This is a genomic window from Teichococcus aerofrigidensis (assembly GCF_054073225.1).
The window spans coordinates 35,769-53,184 of record NZ_JBSXMU010000002.1 but is presented as its reverse complement, the minus strand read 5'-3'; the positions used below and the strand labels follow the sequence as shown (position 1 = coordinate 53,184).

Annotated in this window: 19 protein-coding genes and 1 tRNA gene; 4 read left to right on the top strand and 16 right to left on the bottom strand. The window is 70.2% G+C overall.

Annotated elements, in window-relative coordinates:
* Nucleotides 1–160: 160 nt before the first annotated feature.
* The 7 genes from dapD to rpmH form a co-directional block, all read right to left on the bottom strand.
* Entirely contained in the window at nucleotides 161–988 is an 828-nt protein-coding gene (gene dapD, locus ACVMLK_RS01085) for a 2,3,4,5-tetrahydropyridine-2,6-dicarboxylate N-succinyltransferase (protein WP_232476816.1), read from the bottom strand.
* A gap of 78 nt (nucleotides 989–1,066) precedes the next feature.
* Nucleotides 1,067–1,951, bottom strand: coding sequence for an acetylglutamate kinase (gene argB / locus ACVMLK_RS01080; RefSeq protein ID WP_198364880.1), 885 nt, complete (start codon nucleotides 1,949–1,951; stop codon nucleotides 1,067–1,069).
* Between the two features lie 96 nt (nucleotides 1,952–2,047).
* Entirely contained in the window at nucleotides 2,048–2,716 is a 669-nt protein-coding gene (gene yihA, locus ACVMLK_RS01075) for a ribosome biogenesis GTP-binding protein YihA/YsxC (protein WP_198364879.1), read from the bottom strand.
* Nucleotides 2,713–4,491 carry a membrane protein insertase YidC gene (gene yidC, locus ACVMLK_RS01070; protein WP_457485360.1) on the bottom strand — a complete coding sequence of 593 codons (1,779 nt, stop codon included), beginning with the start codon at nucleotides 4,489–4,491 and terminating at the stop codon, nucleotides 2,713–2,715. The genes yihA and yidC overlap by 4 nt, the downstream gene beginning before the upstream one ends.
* Before the next feature lie 13 nt (nucleotides 4,492–4,504).
* Entirely contained in the window at nucleotides 4,505–4,834 is a 330-nt protein-coding gene (gene yidD / locus ACVMLK_RS01065) for a membrane protein insertion efficiency factor YidD (protein ID WP_198364877.1), read from the bottom strand.
* Nucleotides 4,831–5,175, bottom strand: a complete 345-nt coding sequence (rnpA, locus tag ACVMLK_RS01060) for a ribonuclease P protein component (RefSeq protein WP_422924190.1) — start codon at nucleotides 5,173–5,175, stop codon at nucleotides 4,831–4,833. The genes yidD and rnpA overlap by 4 nt, the downstream gene beginning before the upstream one ends.
* A 29-nt stretch (nucleotides 5,176–5,204) precedes the next feature.
* Nucleotides 5,205–5,339, bottom strand: coding sequence for a 50S ribosomal protein L34 (gene rpmH / locus ACVMLK_RS01055; protein WP_198364875.1), 135 nt, complete (start codon nucleotides 5,337–5,339; stop codon nucleotides 5,205–5,207).
* Nucleotides 5,340–5,649: 310 nt separating this feature from the next.
* Between rpmH and ACVMLK_RS01050 the strand changes: the two genes are divergently transcribed.
* Together ACVMLK_RS01050 and ACVMLK_RS01045 are read left to right on the top strand one after the other, a co-directional pair.
* Nucleotides 5,650–7,113 (top strand): dihydrolipoyl dehydrogenase family protein, encoded by a 1,464-nt coding sequence (locus ACVMLK_RS01050; RefSeq protein WP_457485359.1) that lies wholly within the window; start codon nucleotides 5,650–5,652, stop codon nucleotides 7,111–7,113.
* Between the two features lie 31 nt (nucleotides 7,114–7,144).
* Complete coding sequence (locus ACVMLK_RS01045; RefSeq protein WP_198364873.1) at nucleotides 7,145–7,939, top strand: 3-hydroxybutyrate dehydrogenase; 795 nt, start codon at nucleotides 7,145–7,147, stop codon at nucleotides 7,937–7,939.
* Nucleotides 7,940–8,090: 151 nt separating this feature from the next.
* Here ACVMLK_RS01045 and ACVMLK_RS01040 read toward each other — a convergent pair whose 3' ends face one another.
* Genes ACVMLK_RS01040 through ACVMLK_RS01030 form a run of 3 tightly spaced genes read right to left on the bottom strand, consistent with a single transcriptional unit; the run spans nucleotide 8,091 to nucleotide 10,649 of the window.
* Nucleotides 8,091–8,480: a DUF3293 domain-containing protein gene (locus ACVMLK_RS01040; RefSeq protein ID WP_457485358.1), complete on the bottom strand. Its 390-nt coding sequence runs from the start codon at nucleotides 8,478–8,480 to the stop codon at nucleotides 8,091–8,093.
* The gene (locus tag ACVMLK_RS01035) at nucleotides 8,477–9,697 is read right to left on the bottom strand and encodes a class I SAM-dependent rRNA methyltransferase (protein WP_457485357.1); all 1,221 of its coding nucleotides are present in this window, start codon (nucleotides 9,695–9,697) and stop codon (nucleotides 8,477–8,479) included. The genes ACVMLK_RS01040 and ACVMLK_RS01035 overlap by 4 nt, the downstream gene beginning before the upstream one ends.
* Before the next feature lie 37 nt (nucleotides 9,698–9,734).
* Nucleotides 9,735–10,649 carry a DMT family transporter gene (locus tag ACVMLK_RS01030; protein ID WP_457485356.1) on the bottom strand — a complete coding sequence of 305 codons (915 nt, stop codon included), beginning with the start codon at nucleotides 10,647–10,649 and terminating at the stop codon, nucleotides 9,735–9,737.
* A 110-nt stretch (nucleotides 10,650–10,759) separates the two neighbouring features.
* Between ACVMLK_RS01030 and ACVMLK_RS01025 the strand changes: the two genes are divergently transcribed.
* Both ACVMLK_RS01025 and ACVMLK_RS01020 read left to right on the top strand, forming a co-directional pair.
* Nucleotides 10,760–12,004, top strand: coding sequence for a Zn-dependent hydrolase (locus ACVMLK_RS01025; protein ID WP_198364869.1), 1,245 nt, complete (start codon nucleotides 10,760–10,762; stop codon nucleotides 12,002–12,004).
* Nucleotides 12,005–12,073: 69 nt separating this feature from the next.
* Nucleotides 12,074–12,460, top strand: coding sequence for a DUF6525 family protein (locus ACVMLK_RS01020; protein WP_457485355.1), 387 nt, complete (start codon nucleotides 12,074–12,076; stop codon nucleotides 12,458–12,460).
* Here the strand turns inward: ACVMLK_RS01020 and ACVMLK_RS01015 are convergent.
* The 6 genes from ACVMLK_RS01015 to ACVMLK_RS00990 all read right to left on the bottom strand — a co-directional run bounded on the left by ACVMLK_RS01015 (nucleotide 12,439) and on the right by ACVMLK_RS00990 (nucleotide 17,243).
* Nucleotides 12,439–12,515 (bottom strand) — tRNA-Met (locus tag ACVMLK_RS01015). The two genes, ACVMLK_RS01020 and ACVMLK_RS01015, sit on opposite strands and share 22 nt — an antisense overlap.
* 21 nt (nucleotides 12,516–12,536) lie before the next feature.
* Complete coding sequence (mnmA, locus tag ACVMLK_RS01010) at nucleotides 12,537–13,643, bottom strand: tRNA 2-thiouridine(34) synthase MnmA (protein WP_198364868.1); 1,107 nt, start codon at nucleotides 13,641–13,643, stop codon at nucleotides 12,537–12,539.
* The gene (locus ACVMLK_RS01005; RefSeq protein ID WP_457485354.1) at nucleotides 13,640–14,326 is read right to left on the bottom strand and encodes a TenA family protein; all 687 of its coding nucleotides are present in this window, start codon (nucleotides 14,324–14,326) and stop codon (nucleotides 13,640–13,642) included. The genes mnmA and ACVMLK_RS01005 overlap by 4 nt, the downstream gene beginning before the upstream one ends.
* 8 nt (nucleotides 14,327–14,334) lie before the next feature.
* Nucleotides 14,335–14,661 carry a ferredoxin family 2Fe-2S iron-sulfur cluster binding protein gene (locus ACVMLK_RS01000; RefSeq protein ID WP_198364866.1) on the bottom strand — a complete coding sequence of 109 codons (327 nt, stop codon included), beginning with the start codon at nucleotides 14,659–14,661 and terminating at the stop codon, nucleotides 14,335–14,337.
* Between the two features lie 10 nt (nucleotides 14,662–14,671).
* Nucleotides 14,672–15,859 carry a cysteine desulfurase family protein gene (locus ACVMLK_RS00995; protein WP_457485353.1) on the bottom strand — a complete coding sequence of 396 codons (1,188 nt, stop codon included), beginning with the start codon at nucleotides 15,857–15,859 and terminating at the stop codon, nucleotides 14,672–14,674.
* Nucleotides 15,860–15,956: 97 nt separating this feature from the next.
* Nucleotides 15,957–17,243 carry an ArgE/DapE family deacylase gene (locus ACVMLK_RS00990; protein WP_457485352.1) on the bottom strand — a complete coding sequence of 429 codons (1,287 nt, stop codon included), beginning with the start codon at nucleotides 17,241–17,243 and terminating at the stop codon, nucleotides 15,957–15,959.
* Between the last annotated feature and the right edge of the window lie 173 nt (nucleotides 17,244–17,416).

Sequence of the window (17,416 nt, the reverse complement as noted above, 5' to 3'; positions counted from 1 at the left end):
TTCAATATGGAAGCACGAGATCGCTACCGGCCGCCGGACAGCGGAACCTGTGAGGCAATCCGTGCCGCTCATCTCATGAAGACAGGCGGGACATGCCACGATGCGGGGAAGGACCATGTCCCCTTCCCGCATCCCCTCGTGGCTCACGGCCGAGGCCGACTCAGTCGCGCAGCAGCTCGTTGATCGAGGTCTTCTCCCGCGTGCGCGCATCCACGCGCTTGACGATGACCGCGCAATAGAGGCTCGGCCCCGGAGTGCCATCCGGCAGCGGGCGGCCGGGCAGACTTCCCGGCACCACCACGGAATAGGGCGGAACCTTGCCGATAAAGACCTCGCCCGTGCCGCGGTCGATGATCTTCGTGGAGGCGCCGAGGAAGACGCCCATCGCCAGCACGCTCCCCTCCCCGACGATCACGCCCTCCGCCACCTCGGAGCGCGCGCCGACGAAGCAGTTGTCGCCGATCACCACCGGGTTGGCCTGCAGGGGCTCCAACACGCCACCGATCCCGGCGCCGCCGGAGATGTGGCAGTTCGCACCGATCTGGGCGCAGGAGCCGATCGTCGCCCAGGTGTCGACCATGGTGTTGGCGCCGACATGGGCACCGAGATTGACGAAGGAAGGCATCAGCACCACGCCGGGCGCGATATAGGCCGAGCGCCGCACCACCGCGCCCGGCACGGCGCGGAAGCCGGCCTCGCGGAAGCGGTTCTCTCCCCAGCCGGCGAACTTCAGCGGCACCTTGTCATAGGCGCCGAAGCCGGTCGGGATGACGGCGGACTCCTCCAGCCGGAAGGACAGCAGCACCGCCTGCTTCAGCCACTGGTTGACCCTCCAGCCGCCCGCCCCGTCCGGCTCCGCCACGCGTGCCTTGCCGCTGTCCAGAAGCTCCAGCGCCGCCTCCACCGCCTCCCGGTCCGCCCCCTTCGTGGCGGGCGAGAGATCGGCGCGACGTTCCCAGAGGGCTTCGATGGTGGCGGCAAGCGACATGGCGGCTATCCTGCTCGGAAAATCTCTGCCGCCGGTATCGGAGGCGTGGCGAGCGGTGTCAACGCCGGCCGCCACGCCTCAGGGACGGATCAGCGTCCCCGCACCGCCATTGGTGAACAGCTCGATCAGCACGGCATGCGGTACGCGCCCATCGACGATCACCGCGCCCTTCACGCCGCGCTCGATGGCGTAGATGCAGGTCTCGACCTTGGGGATCATCCCGCCGGAAATCCAGCCGGCCTCGATGCCCGCCCGGACCTCGGCCACCGTCATCTCGGGGATCAGGCGTTTCTCGGCATCCAGCACCCCGGCGACATCGGTCAGCATGAGCAGGCGCGAGGCGTTCAACGCCCCGGCGATGGCGCCGGCCGCGGTGTCGGCATTTACGTTGTAGGTCTGCCCGTCCGCGCCGACGCCCACGGGCGCGATCACCGGCACGATATCGGCGGCGATCAGCAGCTCCAGCACATGCGGATCGACATGCTCCGGCTCGCCGACGAAGCCCAGATCGAGAACCTTCTCGATCTGGCTGTCAGGGTCCCGGTAGGTCCGCTGCAGCTTGCGCGCCCGGATCAGCCCGCCATCCTTGCCGGAGATGCCCACGGCGATGGCGCCGGCGCGAGTGATGCATCCCGCGACCTGCTTGTTCACCGTGCCGGAGAGGACCATCTCCACCACATCCACCATCTGCGCATCCGTGACGCGCAGGCCCTGCACGAAGGTCGACTGCACGTTCAGCCGCTTCAGCATGGAATTGATCTGCGGGCCGCCGCCATGCACCACGACCGGATTGACGCCCATCTGTTCCAGGACCGCGATGTCGCGGCCGAAACGCAGCGCGCTCTCCTCCTCGCCCATGGCGTGGCCGCCATACTTCACGACGACGATCTGATCGTCATATCGCTTCAGGAACGGAAGCGCCCGGGCGAGAATCTCCATCTGGTCGCGCGCATTCTCAGTCATGGGCGTTCCTTCCGCCAAGCTGCAGACAGGCGCCTCTAAGACGGCAGGCGCCGCAGGGTCAAGGGCCTGCCGCCGCGCGGGACCGGGGTGGCCCGGCTACTCCGGCTCGGCCAGGGAGGAGAGTTCGGCGCGCAGCAGGTCGATGCCGGTGCCCTTCTCGCTGCTGGTGGTGATCACCAGCGGGTGGGCGGCCGTGTGCTGCTTGACAAGGGCGGCCGCCTCCTCCTGGCGCTGCTTCAGCCAGAAGGGCTTGGCGTCGTCAGCCTTGGTCAGCACGATCTGGAAGGTCACCGCCGCCTCGGAGAGAAGCTCCATGGCGGCGCGGTCGGAGGCCTTGGTCTCGATGCGCGCATCCAGCAACAGTACCACGCGGCGCAGATTGGGACGTCCGCGCAGGTAGTCGAACATCAGGCCCTGCCAGTCCTCCTTCACGCTGCGGGAGGCCTGGGCGTAGCCGTAGCCAGGCATGTCCACCAGCACGAGGCGGCCGCCCAGGTCGAAGAAGTTCAGCTGCTTGGTGCGCCCCGGCGTGTTCGAGACCCGCGCCAGGCTGTTCTGGCCGGTGAGCGCGTTGACCAGGGAGGACTTGCCGACATTGGAGCGGCCGCAGAAGGCCACCTCGGGCAGCGAGACCTCGGGGAGCTGGTCCAGCCGCTGCGCCGCGAAGAAGAAGTTGCAGGGGCGGCAGAACAGCAGCCGCCCCTGTTCGATCAGGGCGGCGCGCGCCTCGTCGTCGCGCGCCTCCAGCAGCCCGCCGGCGCTCACCCCTTGGCCTTCGCGGTCTTGCCCAGGGCCTTCTGCTGCCGCCGGGCCGCCCGCTCATGCCGCATGATGTAGTACTGCTGGCCCACGGAGAGCAGGTTGTTCCACGACCAGTAGATCACCAGGCCGGCCGGGAAGCTGGCCAGCATGAAGGTGAAGATCACCGGCATCCAGGTGAAGATCTTGGCCTGGATGGGGTCCGGCGGCGTCGGGTTCAGCTTCTGCTGCACGAACATCGTGATACCCATGATGATCGCCCAGACCGGCATATGCAGCATCGCCGGCGGATCCCACGGGATCAGCCCGAAGAGGTTGAACAGGTTGGTCGGGTCCGGCGCCGAGAGATCGTGGATCCAGCCGAAGAAGGGCGCGTGGCGCATCTCGATGGTGACGAAGAGCACCTTGTAGAGCGCGAAGAAGACCGGGATCTGGATCAGGATCGGCAGACAGCCGGACGCCGGATTGATCTTCTCCGTGCGGTAGAGCGCCATCATCTCGGCCTGGGCCTTGGCCGGATCGTCCTTATAGCGCTCGCGGATCTCCGTCATCTTCGGCGCCATGTCCTTCATGCGCGCCATAGACTTGTAGGCCTTGTTGGCGAGCGGGAAGAAGGCGAGCTTCAACGCCACCGTGAAGACCAGGATGGCCACGCCGAAGTTGCCGAACAGCTTGTACAGCCAGTCGAGCGCGTAGAAGAAGGGCTTGGTCAGGAAGTAGAACCAGCCGAAGTCGATGGCCTTGTCGAAGTCGGTGATGCCGAGTTCCCGGGCATACATGTCCAGGAGGTGCACTTCCTTGGCGCCGGCGAACAGGCGGGTGTCCATCGTCGCCGTCGCCCCGGCCGCCACGGTCTGGGCCTGCGGCGCCGCGAAATCGACCTGCCAGCGATCCTGGCCGTTCTCGGTCAGGTGGCGCCAGCTGGCCCGCAGCGTCGCGGCCGTGTCGACCGGCGCGATGGCGGAGAGCCAGTACTTGTCCGTGAAGCCGGCCCAGCCACCCTGGGTGTCCTGCTGGAGCGCGATGCCATTGGTCGCGTCGCTGCGGGCGGTCTTGAAGGTCTGCTCGTTCAGCCGGCCGCCCAGCACGCCCACGAAGCCTTCATGCAGGATATAGTAGCCGGCGACATGCGGCGTGGACTCGCGCCGGATCCGCTGCCAGGGCAGCACGGAGACCGGCTCGGCGGCGTTGTTCACGACGCTCTGCTCGGCGCGGAACATGAAGTTGCGGTCGAGGCTCAGGACGATGCGGAAGACTTGGCCCTGGCCATTGTCCCAGCTCAGCGTCACCGGGCTGTCCGGGCCGAGCGGACCACCGCTCGCCGTCCAGTCCGTGTCGTTGCCGGGAACGCGGGTGCGGCCATCCGCCGCCGACCAGCCCCACTGCGCGAAGTAGGGCTGGACCTCCTCGCGCGGCGCGAAGAGCCGGACCAGCGGGGAGTTCGGCGCCGTGGTCTCGCGATAGTCGCGGAGCACCAGGTCATCCAGCTTGGCGCCGCGCAGCAGCACGCTGCCGGCCAGGCGCGGACTGTCGATCTTGAGCCGTTCCGGCGGCGGCAGATTGGCCGCGGCCGCGGCCGTGGCGTCCGCCGAGCCCGGATTGGCCGGTGCGACGGCCTGGGGCGTTCCCGAGGCGGGGGCGGAGCCGGAAGCCGGGGCCTGCTGGCTGATGGCCGCGGGCGAGGTTTCGGGCGCCGGCGTGGTCTCCCGCTTCCAGAGGTCGAAAGCCAGGAGAATGCCGATCGAAATCGCGATCGCGGCGAAGAGTCGCTTCTGGTCCATCGGATCCGTGCCGTCAGGCCTTCTTGTGCGCCACCGAGGGCGGCGAAGGGGAGGAAGGCGCCTCAGCGGGCGCCGCGGATGTCGTCTCCGGCTCCGTCACCGCCGGCACGGGGTCATATCCACCCGGATGCCACGGATGGCAACGCAGGATGCGCCGGGCGGTCAGCCAACTGCCCCGGAGCGCGCCGTGCCGATCCAGGGCCTCGATCGCATAGGCGCTGCAATGCGGATGGAAGCGGCAATGACTGCCGATCACGCCTCGCAGGGTCAGCTGATAGGCACGGACCGCGCCCTTCAGGACCGTGGCCGCCGGGCCGGGTCCTCCCGGCCGCAGGCGGTTCATGGCTGCAGGACGCCGGCCTGACGCAAGGCTCCGCGCAGATCCGCCAGCAGCTGATCGAAGCGTCGCTTCCGGGTTCCCTCGCGCCCCACCAGGACCAGGTCCCAGCCGGCCGGCGCCCCGGCACCGAGAGTCAGGCGCGCCGCCTCACGCAGGCGACGCTTGGTCCTGTTGCGGACCACGGCATTGCCCAGCTTCTTCGTGGCTGTGAAGCCGACGCGCAGCGGGGCACCGGTGCCGGGCAGGGCCTGCAGCAACAGGGTCGGCCGCGCGGCGCGGCCGCCCTTGCCGGCGACGCGAAGGAATTCGCGCCGCCGCTTGAGCCGGGGCGGCGAGGCCGCCATGAGCGCCTCCGCGATGCAGGCCCGAAGGCTCAGGCCGAGAGCTTCTTGCGGCCCTTGGCGCGGCGGTTGGCCAGAACATTGCGGCCACCGACGGTCGCCATCCGCGAGCGGAAACCGTGCCGGCGCTTCCGGACGAGCTTGGAGGGCTGATAGGTACGCTTCACGACGCGCTACTCCGAAATAAGGTCCAACCGGGCCGCCCTACCCGGAACGCCCGGTTATGTCACGGCACAGGCCGGCCATCCCGCGAGGGCAGCCGGCGAAGGTGGGGACGTATAGTGAGGCGCATCACGCGCCGTCAACCATGGAGGCCCCGACGGCGGCCGGTGAGGCTCCGGCACGCCACCCTCCCCCCTTGCGCAACCCCTTTCGCCGCCGCCACTTGTGCCGGCGCGCCCGGCCGGCATCCTGCCGCGCCGCATGGGACTCGGCGGCGGCCATCCGCCGCGAGGTTGGGGGAGGAGACGAGCGAAGATGCGTGACCTGGACGTGGCGATCATCGGTGCCGGTGCCGCCGGACTCTCCGTTGCCGCCATGGCCGCCGGGCTCGGCCGCAAGGTCACGGTGTTCGAGCGCGCCCCGGCCGACCACCGCCGCCCGGCCGATGCCGCCATCATGGTCAAGGCCCTGCTCGCCGCCGCGCATCGGATGCAGGGCCTCCGCCAGGGTCGCGACCTCGGCATCGTGGCCGAGGGCGTGACGGTGGACTGGCCCCGGCTCCGCCACCACCTCGCGGCCACGGCGGCGGGCTCGGCCGGCCGCTCGGCGCTGCAGGAGCTGGCGGGCCACGGGGAGGGCCATGGGGAGGGCCAGGAGGCGGGCCACGGGATCGAGGTGATCGGCGCGCGCGCCTTCTTCACGGGACCGGATCGCATCCAGGCGGGCGACAGGAGCTACCGCTTTCGCCGTGCCGTGATCGCGGCGGGCTGTGAACCCCTTCTTCCGGATCTGCCCGGCCTGGTGAACGCGCCCTGGTGCACGCCGGACGGACTGGCGGAGCTGCCCGCCCTCCCCACGCACCTGCTGGTTCTTGGCGGCACGCCCATGGGGCTGGAGGCGGCGCAGGCCTTCGCGCGGCTTGGCAGCCGCGTCAGCCTGATCGAGGCGTCGCCCAACCTCCTGGCGCAGGAGGATGCGGAGCTGCGGCTGCCGCTGCGGGAGGCGCTGCGGCGGGATGGCGTGGGGCTGCATGAGAACACGCGCGTCCTGGCCGCGGAACGGACCGGAGCCGGCATCGCGCTGCTCACCGCGGAGGGGGCGCGGATCGAGGGCAGCCACCTGCTGATCGCGCTGGGCGAGACGCCACGGCTGGCGCCCCTCGACCTGGCGGCCGGCGGCATCGCCGCCAGCGAGCGCGGCATCGCCACCGGGCGGGACCTGCGGAGCCGCAGCAACCGCCGGGTCTGGGCAGCGGGCAATGTCGCCGATCCCGAGGGGCTCGGGCCGCGCCGCTTCACACGATTGGCGGCACGCCATGCCGAGGTCATCGCCCGCTCCATGCTGTTCCGGCGGCGGGCCGTGCTGGACTATGCCCGCCTGCCCTTGCGGCTGGACACCACGCCGCAACTGGTCCGTGTCGGGCTGACGGCGCAACAGGCCCGCGAGCGCCACCGGGAGGTCGAGGTCCTGCGGCAGGACTTCTCCGGCCTTGATGCGACGCTGGCCGGAGGGACGATGACAGGCGAGGTTCAACTGGTGCTCGGTCCGGGCAGGACGCTTCTGGGCGCCGCCGCCGTGGGGGATGGCGTGGGCGAACTCGGCGCCCTCTTCACCCTGGCGCTCGAGCGCGGCGTGCGGCTCCATGAACTGGCCACGCTCGATCTGCCCTGGCCAAGCCTCGCGGAAGCGGCCCGGCTGGCGGCCGATAAACCCTACGCCGGCCAGCGGTTTTCGCCCATTCTGCGGCAACTCGCCTCCTGGCTGGGCCGGCTCCCCTGACCATCGCCCGCGATACAATAAGGAGAATCGCATGGAAAAGACCCTCGAGGGCCGTGGCGCCCTGATCACCGGCTCCACGAGCGGGATCGGCCTCGGCATCGCCAAGGCACTCGCCAGGGCGGGCGCCAAGGTGATGCTGAACGGCTTCGGCTCGCCGGAGCAGATCGCCGAGGCGCGGCGGGAGGTGGCCAAGGCCGGCAACAGTGCGGAGCCCGCCCATTCCGCGGCCGATCTCTCGAAAGCCGAGGAGATTCGCGCCCTGTGCCAGGAGGCGGAGGCGGTCCTCGGCCAGGTCGATATCCTGGTCAACAATGCGGGCATCCAGTTCACCAGCCCGGTCGAGGATTTCCCGGACGAGAAGTGGGACGCCATTCTCGCCCTGAACCTCTCCTCGAACTTCCACGCGATCAAGGCGTTGCTGCCCGGCATGAAGGCGCGGGGCTGGGGCCGCATTGTCAACGTGGCCTCGATCCATGGCCTGGTCGCTTCGCCGGAGAAGGTCGCCTATGTCGCCGCCAAGCACGGCGTCGTCGGCCTGACACGGACCGTGGCGCTGGAGATCGCGGAAAGTGGCGTGACCTGCAACGCCGTCTGCCCGGGCTTCGTCCGCACGCCCCTGGCGGAGAAGCAGGTGACGGCGCTCGCCGAGAAGCACGGCATCACGCCCGAGGCGGCCCTGAAGGATTTCCTCCTCGTCAAGCAGCCGAGCAAGCGCTGGGTCGAGGTGGAGGAGGTGGCGCGGATGGCGCTGTTCCTCTGCGGTCCGGAAAGCAGCAGCATCAATGGCGCCGCACTGTCCATCGACGGCGGATGGTCGGCCGCATAATACTTCAGAATCAAGGTATTAAAGAACTCTATCGAGATTCGGGATGGGCTTCAGCCCTCCCGAGCCCTCCAGGACAGCGCCAAAGCCTGAATTTCACACAAGGATTGAACAAAAGCCTTTTAAGTACCTGAATATAAACAATATTCCATATTCAGTGCCGCAGCCACTTCAGCTGGGCCAGGCCATCCCGACGGATCACTACAATGGCCAGTTGGCGAAATCGCCGCGCCAGTTTGAGGGCTTTGCGCGTACTGCATCCGATGAGGCAATGCTCCTCGCGCCATCCCTGCCCGTATCCCGCGCCTCTGATCAGCGGAACACGCCGTGCAAGGGCCTCCAGGCGCATCTGAGCACGGCGGTTCCAACCCTCGGGATGGCGGCGGGCCAGCGGATTCCAGGCCGTTATGATAGCGCCCTGACGCTGGCCTTGCGCTTGGAGAAGGGCCCGCATCGAGGGGCTGCGTCGGCCGATCCGCGCGGTCGCGCCGCCGGCCTCGTAGCGCGTCTGGTGGAAACTGCGCACCAGTCGTTCTGATATCATGCGGGAAGATGCAGCAATAAACCTTTGAGATAGGCGCTTTCAGGCAGCATCGGATGCACCGGATGGTCCAGCCCCGCGCCCGTGGTGGCCAGCAACCGCGCCGGCCGGCGGGCACGGCCGAGACCATAGGCGATGGCGTCGGTGAATTCGCCGGTCGAGACGTGGTGCGAGCAGGAGGCGATGAAGAGAAAGCCTCCGGGCTCGACAAGCCCCGCCGCCAGCCTGGCCAGGCGCGCATAGCCCCGCAGCGCCACGGCGTGATCCTTGCGCAGCTTGGCGAAGGCCGGCGGGTCGGCCACCACCAGGCCATAGCGCCGGCCCGCGCCCAGCATCTCCTCCAGCACCACCATCGCGTCCCCGCGCCGGGCCGAGACGATCTCGCCGAAGCCGTGGCGGGCCGCCGTGTCCATCGCCAGGGCCAGGGCGGGTTCGCTGCGGTCGAGCAACTCGATGCTCCGCGCGCCCTGCGCCGCCGCCGCCAGCCCGAATCCTCCGGTATGGCAGAAGGCATCCAGCACGCTGCGATCCCGGGCCAGGGAGGCAACACGGGCCCGGTTGTCGCGCTGGTCGAAGAACCAGCCGGTCTTCTGACCGGACAGCAGGTCGATGGAGAAATCCAGCCGCCCCTCGCGGACGTGCGCCGTGGCCTCCTCGCCCAGCAGCAGGCCGCTGCTGTCCGGCAGGCCCTCCAGCTTGCGGGCCGGCGCGTCGTTGCGGGCCACGATGGCGCGCGGGGCGATCAGCCGGGACAGAGCCTCCACCAGCAGCGGCAAGGCCCGGTCCATGCCCGCCGTATTGGCCTGTATCGCCAGGACGTCGCCATAGCGGTCGATGACCAGGCCGGGGAGGCCATCGGCCTCGGCATGCACGAGGCGATAGTAGGGGTCCGGGTAGAGGGCGCTCCGGAGCGCGAGGCACTCCGCCAGGCGTGCGGTGAAGAAGTCGAGGTCCAGCTCGACCCCTGGGTCCTCCGAGAGGAAGCGGGCGGCTATCAGGCTGTGGGGATTGAACAGCCATGTGCCGTAGGGCCGCCCGTCATCGCCCACCAGCCGCACCGGCAGGCCGGGCGCCAGGCCGCGCGCCGCCGGCCCCATGGCGATCTCGTTGGAGAAGGCCCAGGGGTGGCCGGCCCTGACACGCCGGTCGCGTCCGGGAAGCAGCCGCAACACCGGGCGGTCCTGCGGGCGGTCGAGGGGGGCGGCCTGGGGGAGATCCATGCCGCGGCTCATAGCCCGGCGGCGCCGGGGCCGCCACTCAGCGGCGGGAGGCCAGCAGGATGCTGGTCAGGATCAGCGCCAGCGCCACGGCATGCTGCCAGCCGAGCGGCTCGCCCAGCAGCAGCACCCCGGCCAGCACCGCCAGCACCGGCACCAGCAGCGTGCCCATGGCGGCGATGCCGGCCGGCAGGCGCCGCAGCGCGGCGAACCAGGTGATGTAGCAGACGGAAAGCGGCAGCACGGCCATGTAGATCACGCCGGCCCAGCCCAGGACGGACACCCGGCCCCATTCCGGCCTCTCCGCCAGCCAGGATGCGCCGAGGATCGGCAGACAGCCCAGCCCGACCTGCCAGACGACCTGGGTCAGCGGCGGCAGCCGCAGCGGCCGGCGCTTGCTCATCACGGCGCCGGTCCCGAAGCAGAGCGCCGCGGCCAGGATCAGCGCCACGCCGGGCAGCTTGCCGAGCCCCAGGCCCAGCGGCTGGCCGCCGACCAGCACCACGACTCCCAGCAGGCCGAGCGGCAGCGCCAGGGTCTGCGCGGCGCCGGGCTTCTCCCCCAGCATCAGCCAGGCCAGGAGCGTCGTCCAGACCGGCAGCGTGGCCGAGACGATGGCGCCCTCTCCCGAGGAGAGCCAGGTCAGGCCGAGGGTGGAGAGGCCCATCCAGGCGCTGAAGTTGAGCAGGGCAGCCAGGGCCAGGCTGGACCATTCGCCGCGCGGCACCCGCAGCGGCAGGCGCATCAGCATCGCGGCGATGGCGAGGCCGGCCGCCGCCAGGAGCGCGGCACTGCCGCGTGCGGCCAGCGGCGGAAGGTCCTGCAGCACCGTCTTCAGGACCGGCCAGGTGAAGCCCCATCCGGTCGCGGTGACCAGGAGGAGGGCGAAGCCCGTCCGCCGATCGGAGGATGGCGCTGCGGCGAGGCTGGAGATGTCGGAAACTCCCTGGACCATCCCCCCGGCGCGGTGTCTCCGGGCGGCGACTCCGGACCATTGGCCCGGGCAGGCTTGCAGAGGTGTGCCGAGCCGGCAAGATGAGCCCCCTGCACCAGCGAGAGGTCACGATGTCAGGCACCAATCAGCGGATCGACGCCAAGCGTCTCTGGGACACCCTCATGGACATGGCGACCATCGGCGCCACGGCGAAGGGCGGCGTCCGGCGCCTGACGCTGACAGAGGTGGACAAGGCCGGCCGGCAGCGCTTCACCGAATGGTGCGAGGCGCTGGGCCTGACGGTCCGGGTGGACGCGATCGGCAACATGTTCGCCCGGCGCGAGGGGCGCGACAGCAGCCGCCTGCCCGTGCTCATGGGCAGCCATCTCGACAGCCAGCCCTCGGGCGGCAAGTTCGACGGCGCGCTCGGCGTCATCGCCGGGCTGGAGGTGATGCGCAGCCTGAAGGACCTCAACATCGTCACCGAGGCGCCGATCGAGCTGGTCAACTGGACCGACGAGGAGGGCAGCCGGTTCGGCCATTCGCTGATGGGCAGCGGCGTCTGGGCCGGCATCTATACGCTCGACAAGGTCTATGCGCTGGAGGATGTGGAAGGCGTCAAAGTCGGCGAGGCGCTGGAGGCCATCGGCTACAAGGGCGAGCATCCCGCCCGCCCCTTCCCCGCCGACGCCTATTTCGAGCTGCATATCGAGCAGGGCCCGATCCTGGAGAAGGAGGGCCGGCAGATCGGCGTCGTCACCGGCGCCCAGGCGCAGGTCTGGTACGACGCCACGATCACCGGCCAGGATTCCCATGCCGGCACCACGCCCCCCTCCGCCCGGCGCGACGCGCTGGTCGCCGCGGCGCGCGTCATCGAGAAGGTCGACGCGCTGATGCGCGCGCGCGGCGAGGACGGCCGTGGCACGGTGGGCTTCCTCCAGGTGTCGCCGAACAGCCGCAACGTGGTCCCCGGCGAGGTGCGCTTCTCGGTCGAGTTCCGCCACCCCGTGGACGCGGAGATCGACGGCTTGGCGGAGAGCTTCCCCGCCGAGGCACGCAGGCTGGTGGAGGAGAATGGCTGCGCCCTGGAGCTGACGGAGCTGTTCCGCATCCCCGCCCAGCCCTTCGATCCGTCCTGCGTCGATCTGGTGCGCCAGGGCGCGGCCAAGCTCGGCTATTCGACGCGGGAGATCGTCTCCGGTGCGGGGCATGACGCGGTCTATGTCGCCCGCAGCGTGCCGACGGCGATGATCTTCACGCCCTGCAAGGACGGGCTTTCGCACAACGAGGCGGAAAGCATCCTGCCGGAAGAGGCCGCGGCCGGCTGCCAGGTGCTGTTCGAGGCCGTGGTGGCCCGCGCCAACCGCGCGCTCTGAAGCAGGCGGGAGGGCGCGGGCCCTCCCGTCTTTATTGGCCATCATTGTGCTATGTTATATCGTAGCAGAATGAGCAACGACCGCACGCTGCGGGACCAGATGTGGTTCCGCCATCCCGGCCCGGACTGGGAGGCCTTCGACGCCCTGCCGCCCGCCATACGCCAGCGCCTGCGCGAGCATGCCTATGATGCCTGGAGCGTGAACGCGCTGCTGCTCTGGCGCTATCTGCGCCGCCGGCATGCCTCGTCCCGGCGGGCCGAACGCGTGCTGCTGCGCCATCTGGATCACTGCGAGACCCTAGAAGGCGCGGCCTTCGATGCCGCCTACCGGGCGCGGCATGGCCGACCCTTGCCGCATCATGCCGCCGGAGCCAGCATCCTGCGCTATGGCGCGATGAGGAAGGGATTGACCGGCGGGGATGCCGGCGGGGATGATGGTAGCGGCGGGCGGACTTGAACCGCCGACCCCGGCATTATGAGTGCCGTGCTCTAACCAGCTGAGCTACACCGCCACACCGTCTGGGAGGCGCCGTTTAAGCGGCCCGGCCGGCGCTGTCAACCGCCTCGGGACGGGGCAGGATGAAGCCGCCGCCGAGCACCCGCTCCCCCGCATAGAGCACGCCACCCTGGCCCGGCGCGGCGATGGCCGGCTGCTCCAGCCGCAGGCGAAGGCACCCGGCCCGCGCGTCCCAGCTCGCCACCGCCGGCTGCGGCATCTCGCGGGCGCGCAGCTTGACCTGGCAGGCGAGCGGCGCCTCGGGTGGCGGAATCAGCCAGTTCACCTGCCCGAGTGTCACCTCATGCGTGCTCAGCTCGCCTCGCGGCGCGACGACGATCCGGCGGCGCGGCGCGTCCAGGGCGGCGACATAGAGCGGCTCCTCGCCATCCCGCGAGGCCTGGCCCAGCCCCCGCCCCTGCCCGACGGTATAGCGCCCGATACCCTGGTGGCTGCCCAGCACGCGGCCATCGATGTGCTCGATGCGCCCGGCCTCGCCGGCCTCCGGCCGCAGGCGGCCGACCAGCTCATGATAACGGCCCTGCGGCACGAAGCAGATGTCCTGGCTGTCCGGCTTCTCCGCCACCGCGAGTCCGAGCCGCTGAGCCTCGGCCCGGACCTCCGCCTTGGAGGCATAGTCGCCGAGCGGGAAGCGGCTGAAGGCCAGCTGCTCCGGTGTCGTGGCGAAGAGGAAGTAGGACTGGTCGCGGGCGGCGTCGGCGGCGCGGCGCAGCTCGGGGCCGTCCGGCCCCTCCACCCTGCGGACGTAATGGCCGGTCGCCAGGGCCTCCGCGCCCAGGTCACGGGCCAGGACGAGCAGGTCCTGGAACTTCACCGTCTGGTTGCAGCGCACGCAGGGGATGGGGGTTTCGCCGCGGGCATAGGAGGCCGCGAAATCCTCGATCACCGCGTCCCTGAAGCGCTGCTCCCGGTCCAGCACATAATGCGGAATGCCGAGGCGGTCCGCCACGTCGCGCGCGTCGTGGATGTCCTGGCCGGCGCAACAGGCGCCCTTCTTCTGGACGGCGGCGCCATGGTCGTAAAGCTGCAGCGTGGCGCCGATCACCTCATGGCCCCGTTCCTTCAGGAGGCCGGCGACCACGGAGGAATCCACACCCCCCGACATGGCGACGAGAATCCTCATGCCGCGGCGTTCAGCCCCATCTGCCAGAAGGCCGCCTCCAGCCGCGCCGCCTCGGTGAAGGTGGCCGAGAGGGTCGCGAAGCGGACCTCGCCGCCATGGCTCACGCCCAGCCTGTCCAGGCGCAGGGCGGCGTCGCTGGCCAGCGCCTGATAGCCCGGCGAGGAATAGGTCTCGATCCAGCTTTCGTAGGGATTGCCCTGGCGCAGCCGGCCGGGATGCGCCCGGATGCGCTGAGCGATCTCGCCATAGCCGATGGTGCAGGGCGCCAGCGCGACCTCCAGGTCGAGGATGTCGCCTGCCATGCCGCGGTCGAGCACCCAGCGCGTGTAGGCGACGGTCTCGGCCGCCTCGGGCGTGGCCAGCACATCGGCCTCCGACAGGCCCCATTCGCTGCAATAGGCGAAATGCATCTGCATCTCGGAGAGCAGGGCGTTGAGGGCGGAGGCCTTGCTGCGCAGCGCGTCGAGGCTCTCCGCCTTGAAGGCCGCCAGCGCCTTGGCGCGCGCGAACTGCACCAGGAACAGCCAGTCCTGCACCAGATAGCGCTGGAAGGCGGCCTTCGGCAGCGTGCCCTCGGCCAGCCCCTGCACGAAGGGATGCCAGCAATAGGCGCTCCATTGCGCCTCCGCCGCCCCGCGCAGGCACCGATAGAGACCGCCGGGCTGTCCGAGACTGGGTTTCATGGCGGAACTCAACCGGCGTTTCGCGTGCCGGCCGGAAGCTTGACCACGAGCCCGTCCAGCTCGTCGCTCATGATCAGCTGGCAGCCCAGGCGGGAGGTCTCCTGCAGGTCGAAGGCGAGGTCCAGCATGTCCTCCTCGTCCTCGGAGGGGGACTCCAGCTTCTCGAACCAGCCGGCATCGACGATGACATGGCAAGTGGAACAGGCCAGGCTGCCCTCGCAGGCGCCCTCGATGTCGATGTCGTTCCGGTGCGCGATCTCGAGGACGGACAGGCCGAGCGGGGCCTCGACTTCGCGGCGCGTCCCGTCGCGCTCGATGAAGGTCATTTTCGGCATCGCCGTCTGTCTACTCCGCCGCGTCTCGTGTTTCGGAAAGGGCTTCGCGCCAGGCCTCGGCCAGCAGGGCGGCCGCGCGGTCCATATCGGCAGGCGAAGTAAAGCGGCCAATGCCGATCCGCAAGGTCGCGCGCGCTTCCGCCTCCGGCAGTCCGAGGGCACGCAGGACATAGGACGGCTCGACCTCGGCCGACGAGCAGGCGGAGCCGGTGGAGACGCAGAGCCCCTGAAGCCGTGCCAGCATGGCCTGGGCGGAGGCGCCGCCGGGGAAGGTCAGGCTGAGGTTGCCGGGAACGCGACGCGCCGCGTCACCATTCAGCCGCAACCCGGGGATCGTGGCGCGGAGCGCGGCCAGCAGACGGTCGCGGCATGTCCGGATCCTCTCCGCATCCGCCTCCCGATCGGCCCCCGCCAGCCGCGCCGCCTCGCCAAGGCCGACCAGCAAGGGCGCCGGCAGGGTTCCCGAGCGCAGCCCGCGCTCCTGCCCGCCGCCGGAGAAGAGCGGCTCCAGCCGGACACGGGGACGGCGGCGGACATAGAGGGCGCCCACCCCCTTGGGGCCATAGATCTTGTGTCCCGAGAGGGACAGCAGATCGACCGGCAGGGCACCGAGGTCGAGGGGAACGCGGCCCGCGGCCTGGGCCGCGTCGCTGTGCAGCAGCGCGCCGGCGGCCTTGACCGGCGCCGCCAGGGCGGCGAGGTCCTGGATGACGCCGATCTCGTTGTTCACCGCCATGACGGAGACCAGGAGCGTCGGCACGCGCAGCGCCTCGACCAGCAGCGCCGGGTCCAGCAGGCCGTCGTGGCCGACCGGCAGGATCACCGGCTCGAAGCCCTCCTCCGCCAGGTCGCGCACGCTTTCCAGGACGCATTTGTGCTCGGTCGCCAGGGTGATCACCCGGCGCCGCCCGCTCCCCTGCCGCCGGGCGAAGCGGGCCGCGCCCTTGATGGCCAGGTTGTTCGCCTCGGTCGCGCCGGAGGTGAAGACGATCTCGCGGGCCTCGGCACCGATCAGCGCCGCGACCTCGGTCCGCGCCGCCTCGACCGCCGCCTCGGCGGCCCGCCCCGGGGCGTGTTCGACGCTGGCGGGATTGGCGAAGTTCTCCTCCCACCAGGGGCGCATGGCGGCGAGCACCCGCGGGTCCACGGGCGTCGTCGCGTGATTGTCGAGATAGATCGGCGGGGTCTCGGCCAGCATGGCCAAAAGTATGGGGCCGACCCCGCCGGATCGGAAGCTTTCGCTGCCCCGGGAATGGCGGCCATGAGCCCAGGTCGGGCCATGGCCGCGGGACCGGTCAGTCCGCCTCGCGAACGCCGCACCAGCTGGCGATGAAGGTGGCGATGGAGAGCGTGGTCTGGCGCAGGCTCTCCAGGTTGGTGCGCTCGTCGAAGCCGTGGTTGCCCTCGCCCGAGGGGCCGTAGCAGAGCGCCGGAATGTCGTAGTAGAGGCCGTAGAACCGGGTGTCGTTGACGGCGGTGGTGATGCGCGCCGGCATCTCCTCGCCATGCACCTGGCGGTGCGCCTCCGCCAGGACCTTCTCGGCCTCCGAACCGGGCTCCAGCACGAAGCCGTCCGCCTGGAAGCCGTGCCAGATGACCTCGGGCGGATTGTTGGCCAGGAAGTTGTCGCCCGCCCGCGCCTCGCTGACGCAGCGCTCCACCGCCGCCATGGCCTGCTTCACGTCCGTGCCGGGCAGCAGGCCGATGCGGCAGTCCACCTCGCACCAGGAGGGCGTCGAGCTGGCCCAGTCGCCGCCGCGGATGATGCCGGGGTTGAACTTGATCGGATCGGGCGTGCCGGCGTACCAGCGGTCCTCCCGCGCCGCCACGTTCTGCAGCCTGGTGTGTTCCTGCAGTGCCTGGATCAGCTTCATGGCGGAGAGGATGGCGTTGCTGCCATCCTGCGCCACCGCGACATGCACCGGCACGCCGCGCACCCGGAGGCGGAACCACAGCGTGCCGGTATGGGCGCGCGTGATGCTGTGTCCGGTCGGCTCGGGAATCAGCACGGCATCGGCGCGATAGCCGCGCGCCAGTGTCGCAAGGGCGCCGTTGCCGGTGCTTTCCTCCTCGGTGACCGTCTGCAGGTAGACATCGGCCGCCGGCTTCAGGCCCGCTGCGCGCAGGGCGTCCATGGCGAAGATCATCGCCGCCACGCCGGCCTTCATGTCATTGGCGCCGCGCCCGTAGAGCCAGCCATCCTGCACCACGCCGGCATAGGGAGGATGCGTCCACATCTCGAGCGGGCCCTCGGGCACGACATCGATATGACCCTGCAGGATCAGGCTGCGGCCGGTGGGATTCTCCGCCCGGCAGGCGGCGACCACCTGCACCGAACCCGCCGGATCCACCTCGATCATCGGGCTCGCCTTCTCATGGCTCGCCAGGGGCGTCTCCGCGATGGTGAAGCGGTCCACCGCATAGCCCCGCGCCGCCATCTGGCGCGCCATCCAGTCCTGCAGCGGCGCCTCGCGCCCGCGCAGGCTGGGGAAGCGGACGAGATCGGACAGGAAGCCGACCTCCTCCTCGAAACGGTCGTCCACGGCCTTTCTCAGGCGGTCGAGCAGGGCGGCGCTGGTCATGAAGGGTTCTCCGATCGCGGATGGCGAGGATGCGGCGGTTTCCGAAGTGCAGGCTAGTGCCGCCGGCGATGGCCACCATGCCGTAGGCGGAAGCGCCTGCACCGCAAGCCGTTCGCCCGGCGGCCGGGGCGGGTGAACCACGCGGCCCGCGCGCATCGCGATACTGCCGGATA

Bases quoted from the DNA above. Each gene is read 5' to 3' on its own strand.
- dapD (WP_232476816.1), bottom strand. From the start codon at position 988: ATGTCGCTTGCCGCCACCATCGAAGCCCTCTGGGAACGTCGCGCCGAT.
- argB (WP_198364880.1), bottom strand. From the start codon at position 1,951: ATGACTGAGAATGCGCGCGACCAGATGGAGATTCTCGCCCGGGCGCTT.
- yidC (WP_457485360.1), bottom strand. From the start codon at position 4,491: ATGGACCAGAAGCGACTCTTCGCCGCGATCGCGATTTCGATCGGCATT.
- yidD (WP_198364877.1), bottom strand. From the start codon at position 4,834: ATGAACCGCCTGCGGCCGGGAGGACCCGGCCCGGCGGCCACGGTCCTG.
- rnpA (WP_422924190.1), bottom strand. From the start codon at position 5,175: ATGGCGGCCTCGCCGCCCCGGCTCAAGCGGCGGCGCGAATTCCTTCGC.
- ACVMLK_RS01050 (WP_457485359.1), top strand. From the start codon at position 5,650: ATGCGTGACCTGGACGTGGCGATCATCGGTGCCGGTGCCGCCGGACTC.
- ACVMLK_RS01045 (WP_198364873.1), top strand. From the start codon at position 7,145: ATGGAAAAGACCCTCGAGGGCCGTGGCGCCCTGATCACCGGCTCCACG.
- ACVMLK_RS01040 (WP_457485358.1), bottom strand. From the start codon at position 8,480: ATGATATCAGAACGACTGGTGCGCAGTTTCCACCAGACGCGCTACGAG.
- ACVMLK_RS01035 (WP_457485357.1), bottom strand. From the start codon at position 9,697: ATGGATCTCCCCCAGGCCGCCCCCCTCGACCGCCCGCAGGACCGCCCG.
- ACVMLK_RS01030 (WP_457485356.1), bottom strand. From the start codon at position 10,649: ATGGTCCAGGGAGTTTCCGACATCTCCAGCCTCGCCGCAGCGCCATCC.
- ACVMLK_RS01025 (WP_198364869.1), top strand. From the start codon at position 10,760: ATGTCAGGCACCAATCAGCGGATCGACGCCAAGCGTCTCTGGGACACC.
- ACVMLK_RS01020 (WP_457485355.1), top strand. From the start codon at position 12,074: ATGAGCAACGACCGCACGCTGCGGGACCAGATGTGGTTCCGCCATCCC.
- mnmA (WP_198364868.1), bottom strand. From the start codon at position 13,643: ATGAGGATTCTCGTCGCCATGTCGGGGGGTGTGGATTCCTCCGTGGTC.
- ACVMLK_RS01005 (WP_457485354.1), bottom strand. From the start codon at position 14,326: ATGAAACCCAGTCTCGGACAGCCCGGCGGTCTCTATCGGTGCCTGCGC.
- ACVMLK_RS01000 (WP_198364866.1), bottom strand. From the start codon at position 14,661: ATGCCGAAAATGACCTTCATCGAGCGCGACGGGACGCGCCGCGAAGTC.
- ACVMLK_RS00995 (WP_457485353.1), bottom strand. From the start codon at position 15,859: ATGCTGGCCGAGACCCCGCCGATCTATCTCGACAATCACGCGACGACG.
- ACVMLK_RS00990 (WP_457485352.1), bottom strand. From the start codon at position 17,243: ATGACCAGCGCCGCCCTGCTCGACCGCCTGAGAAAGGCCGTGGACGAC.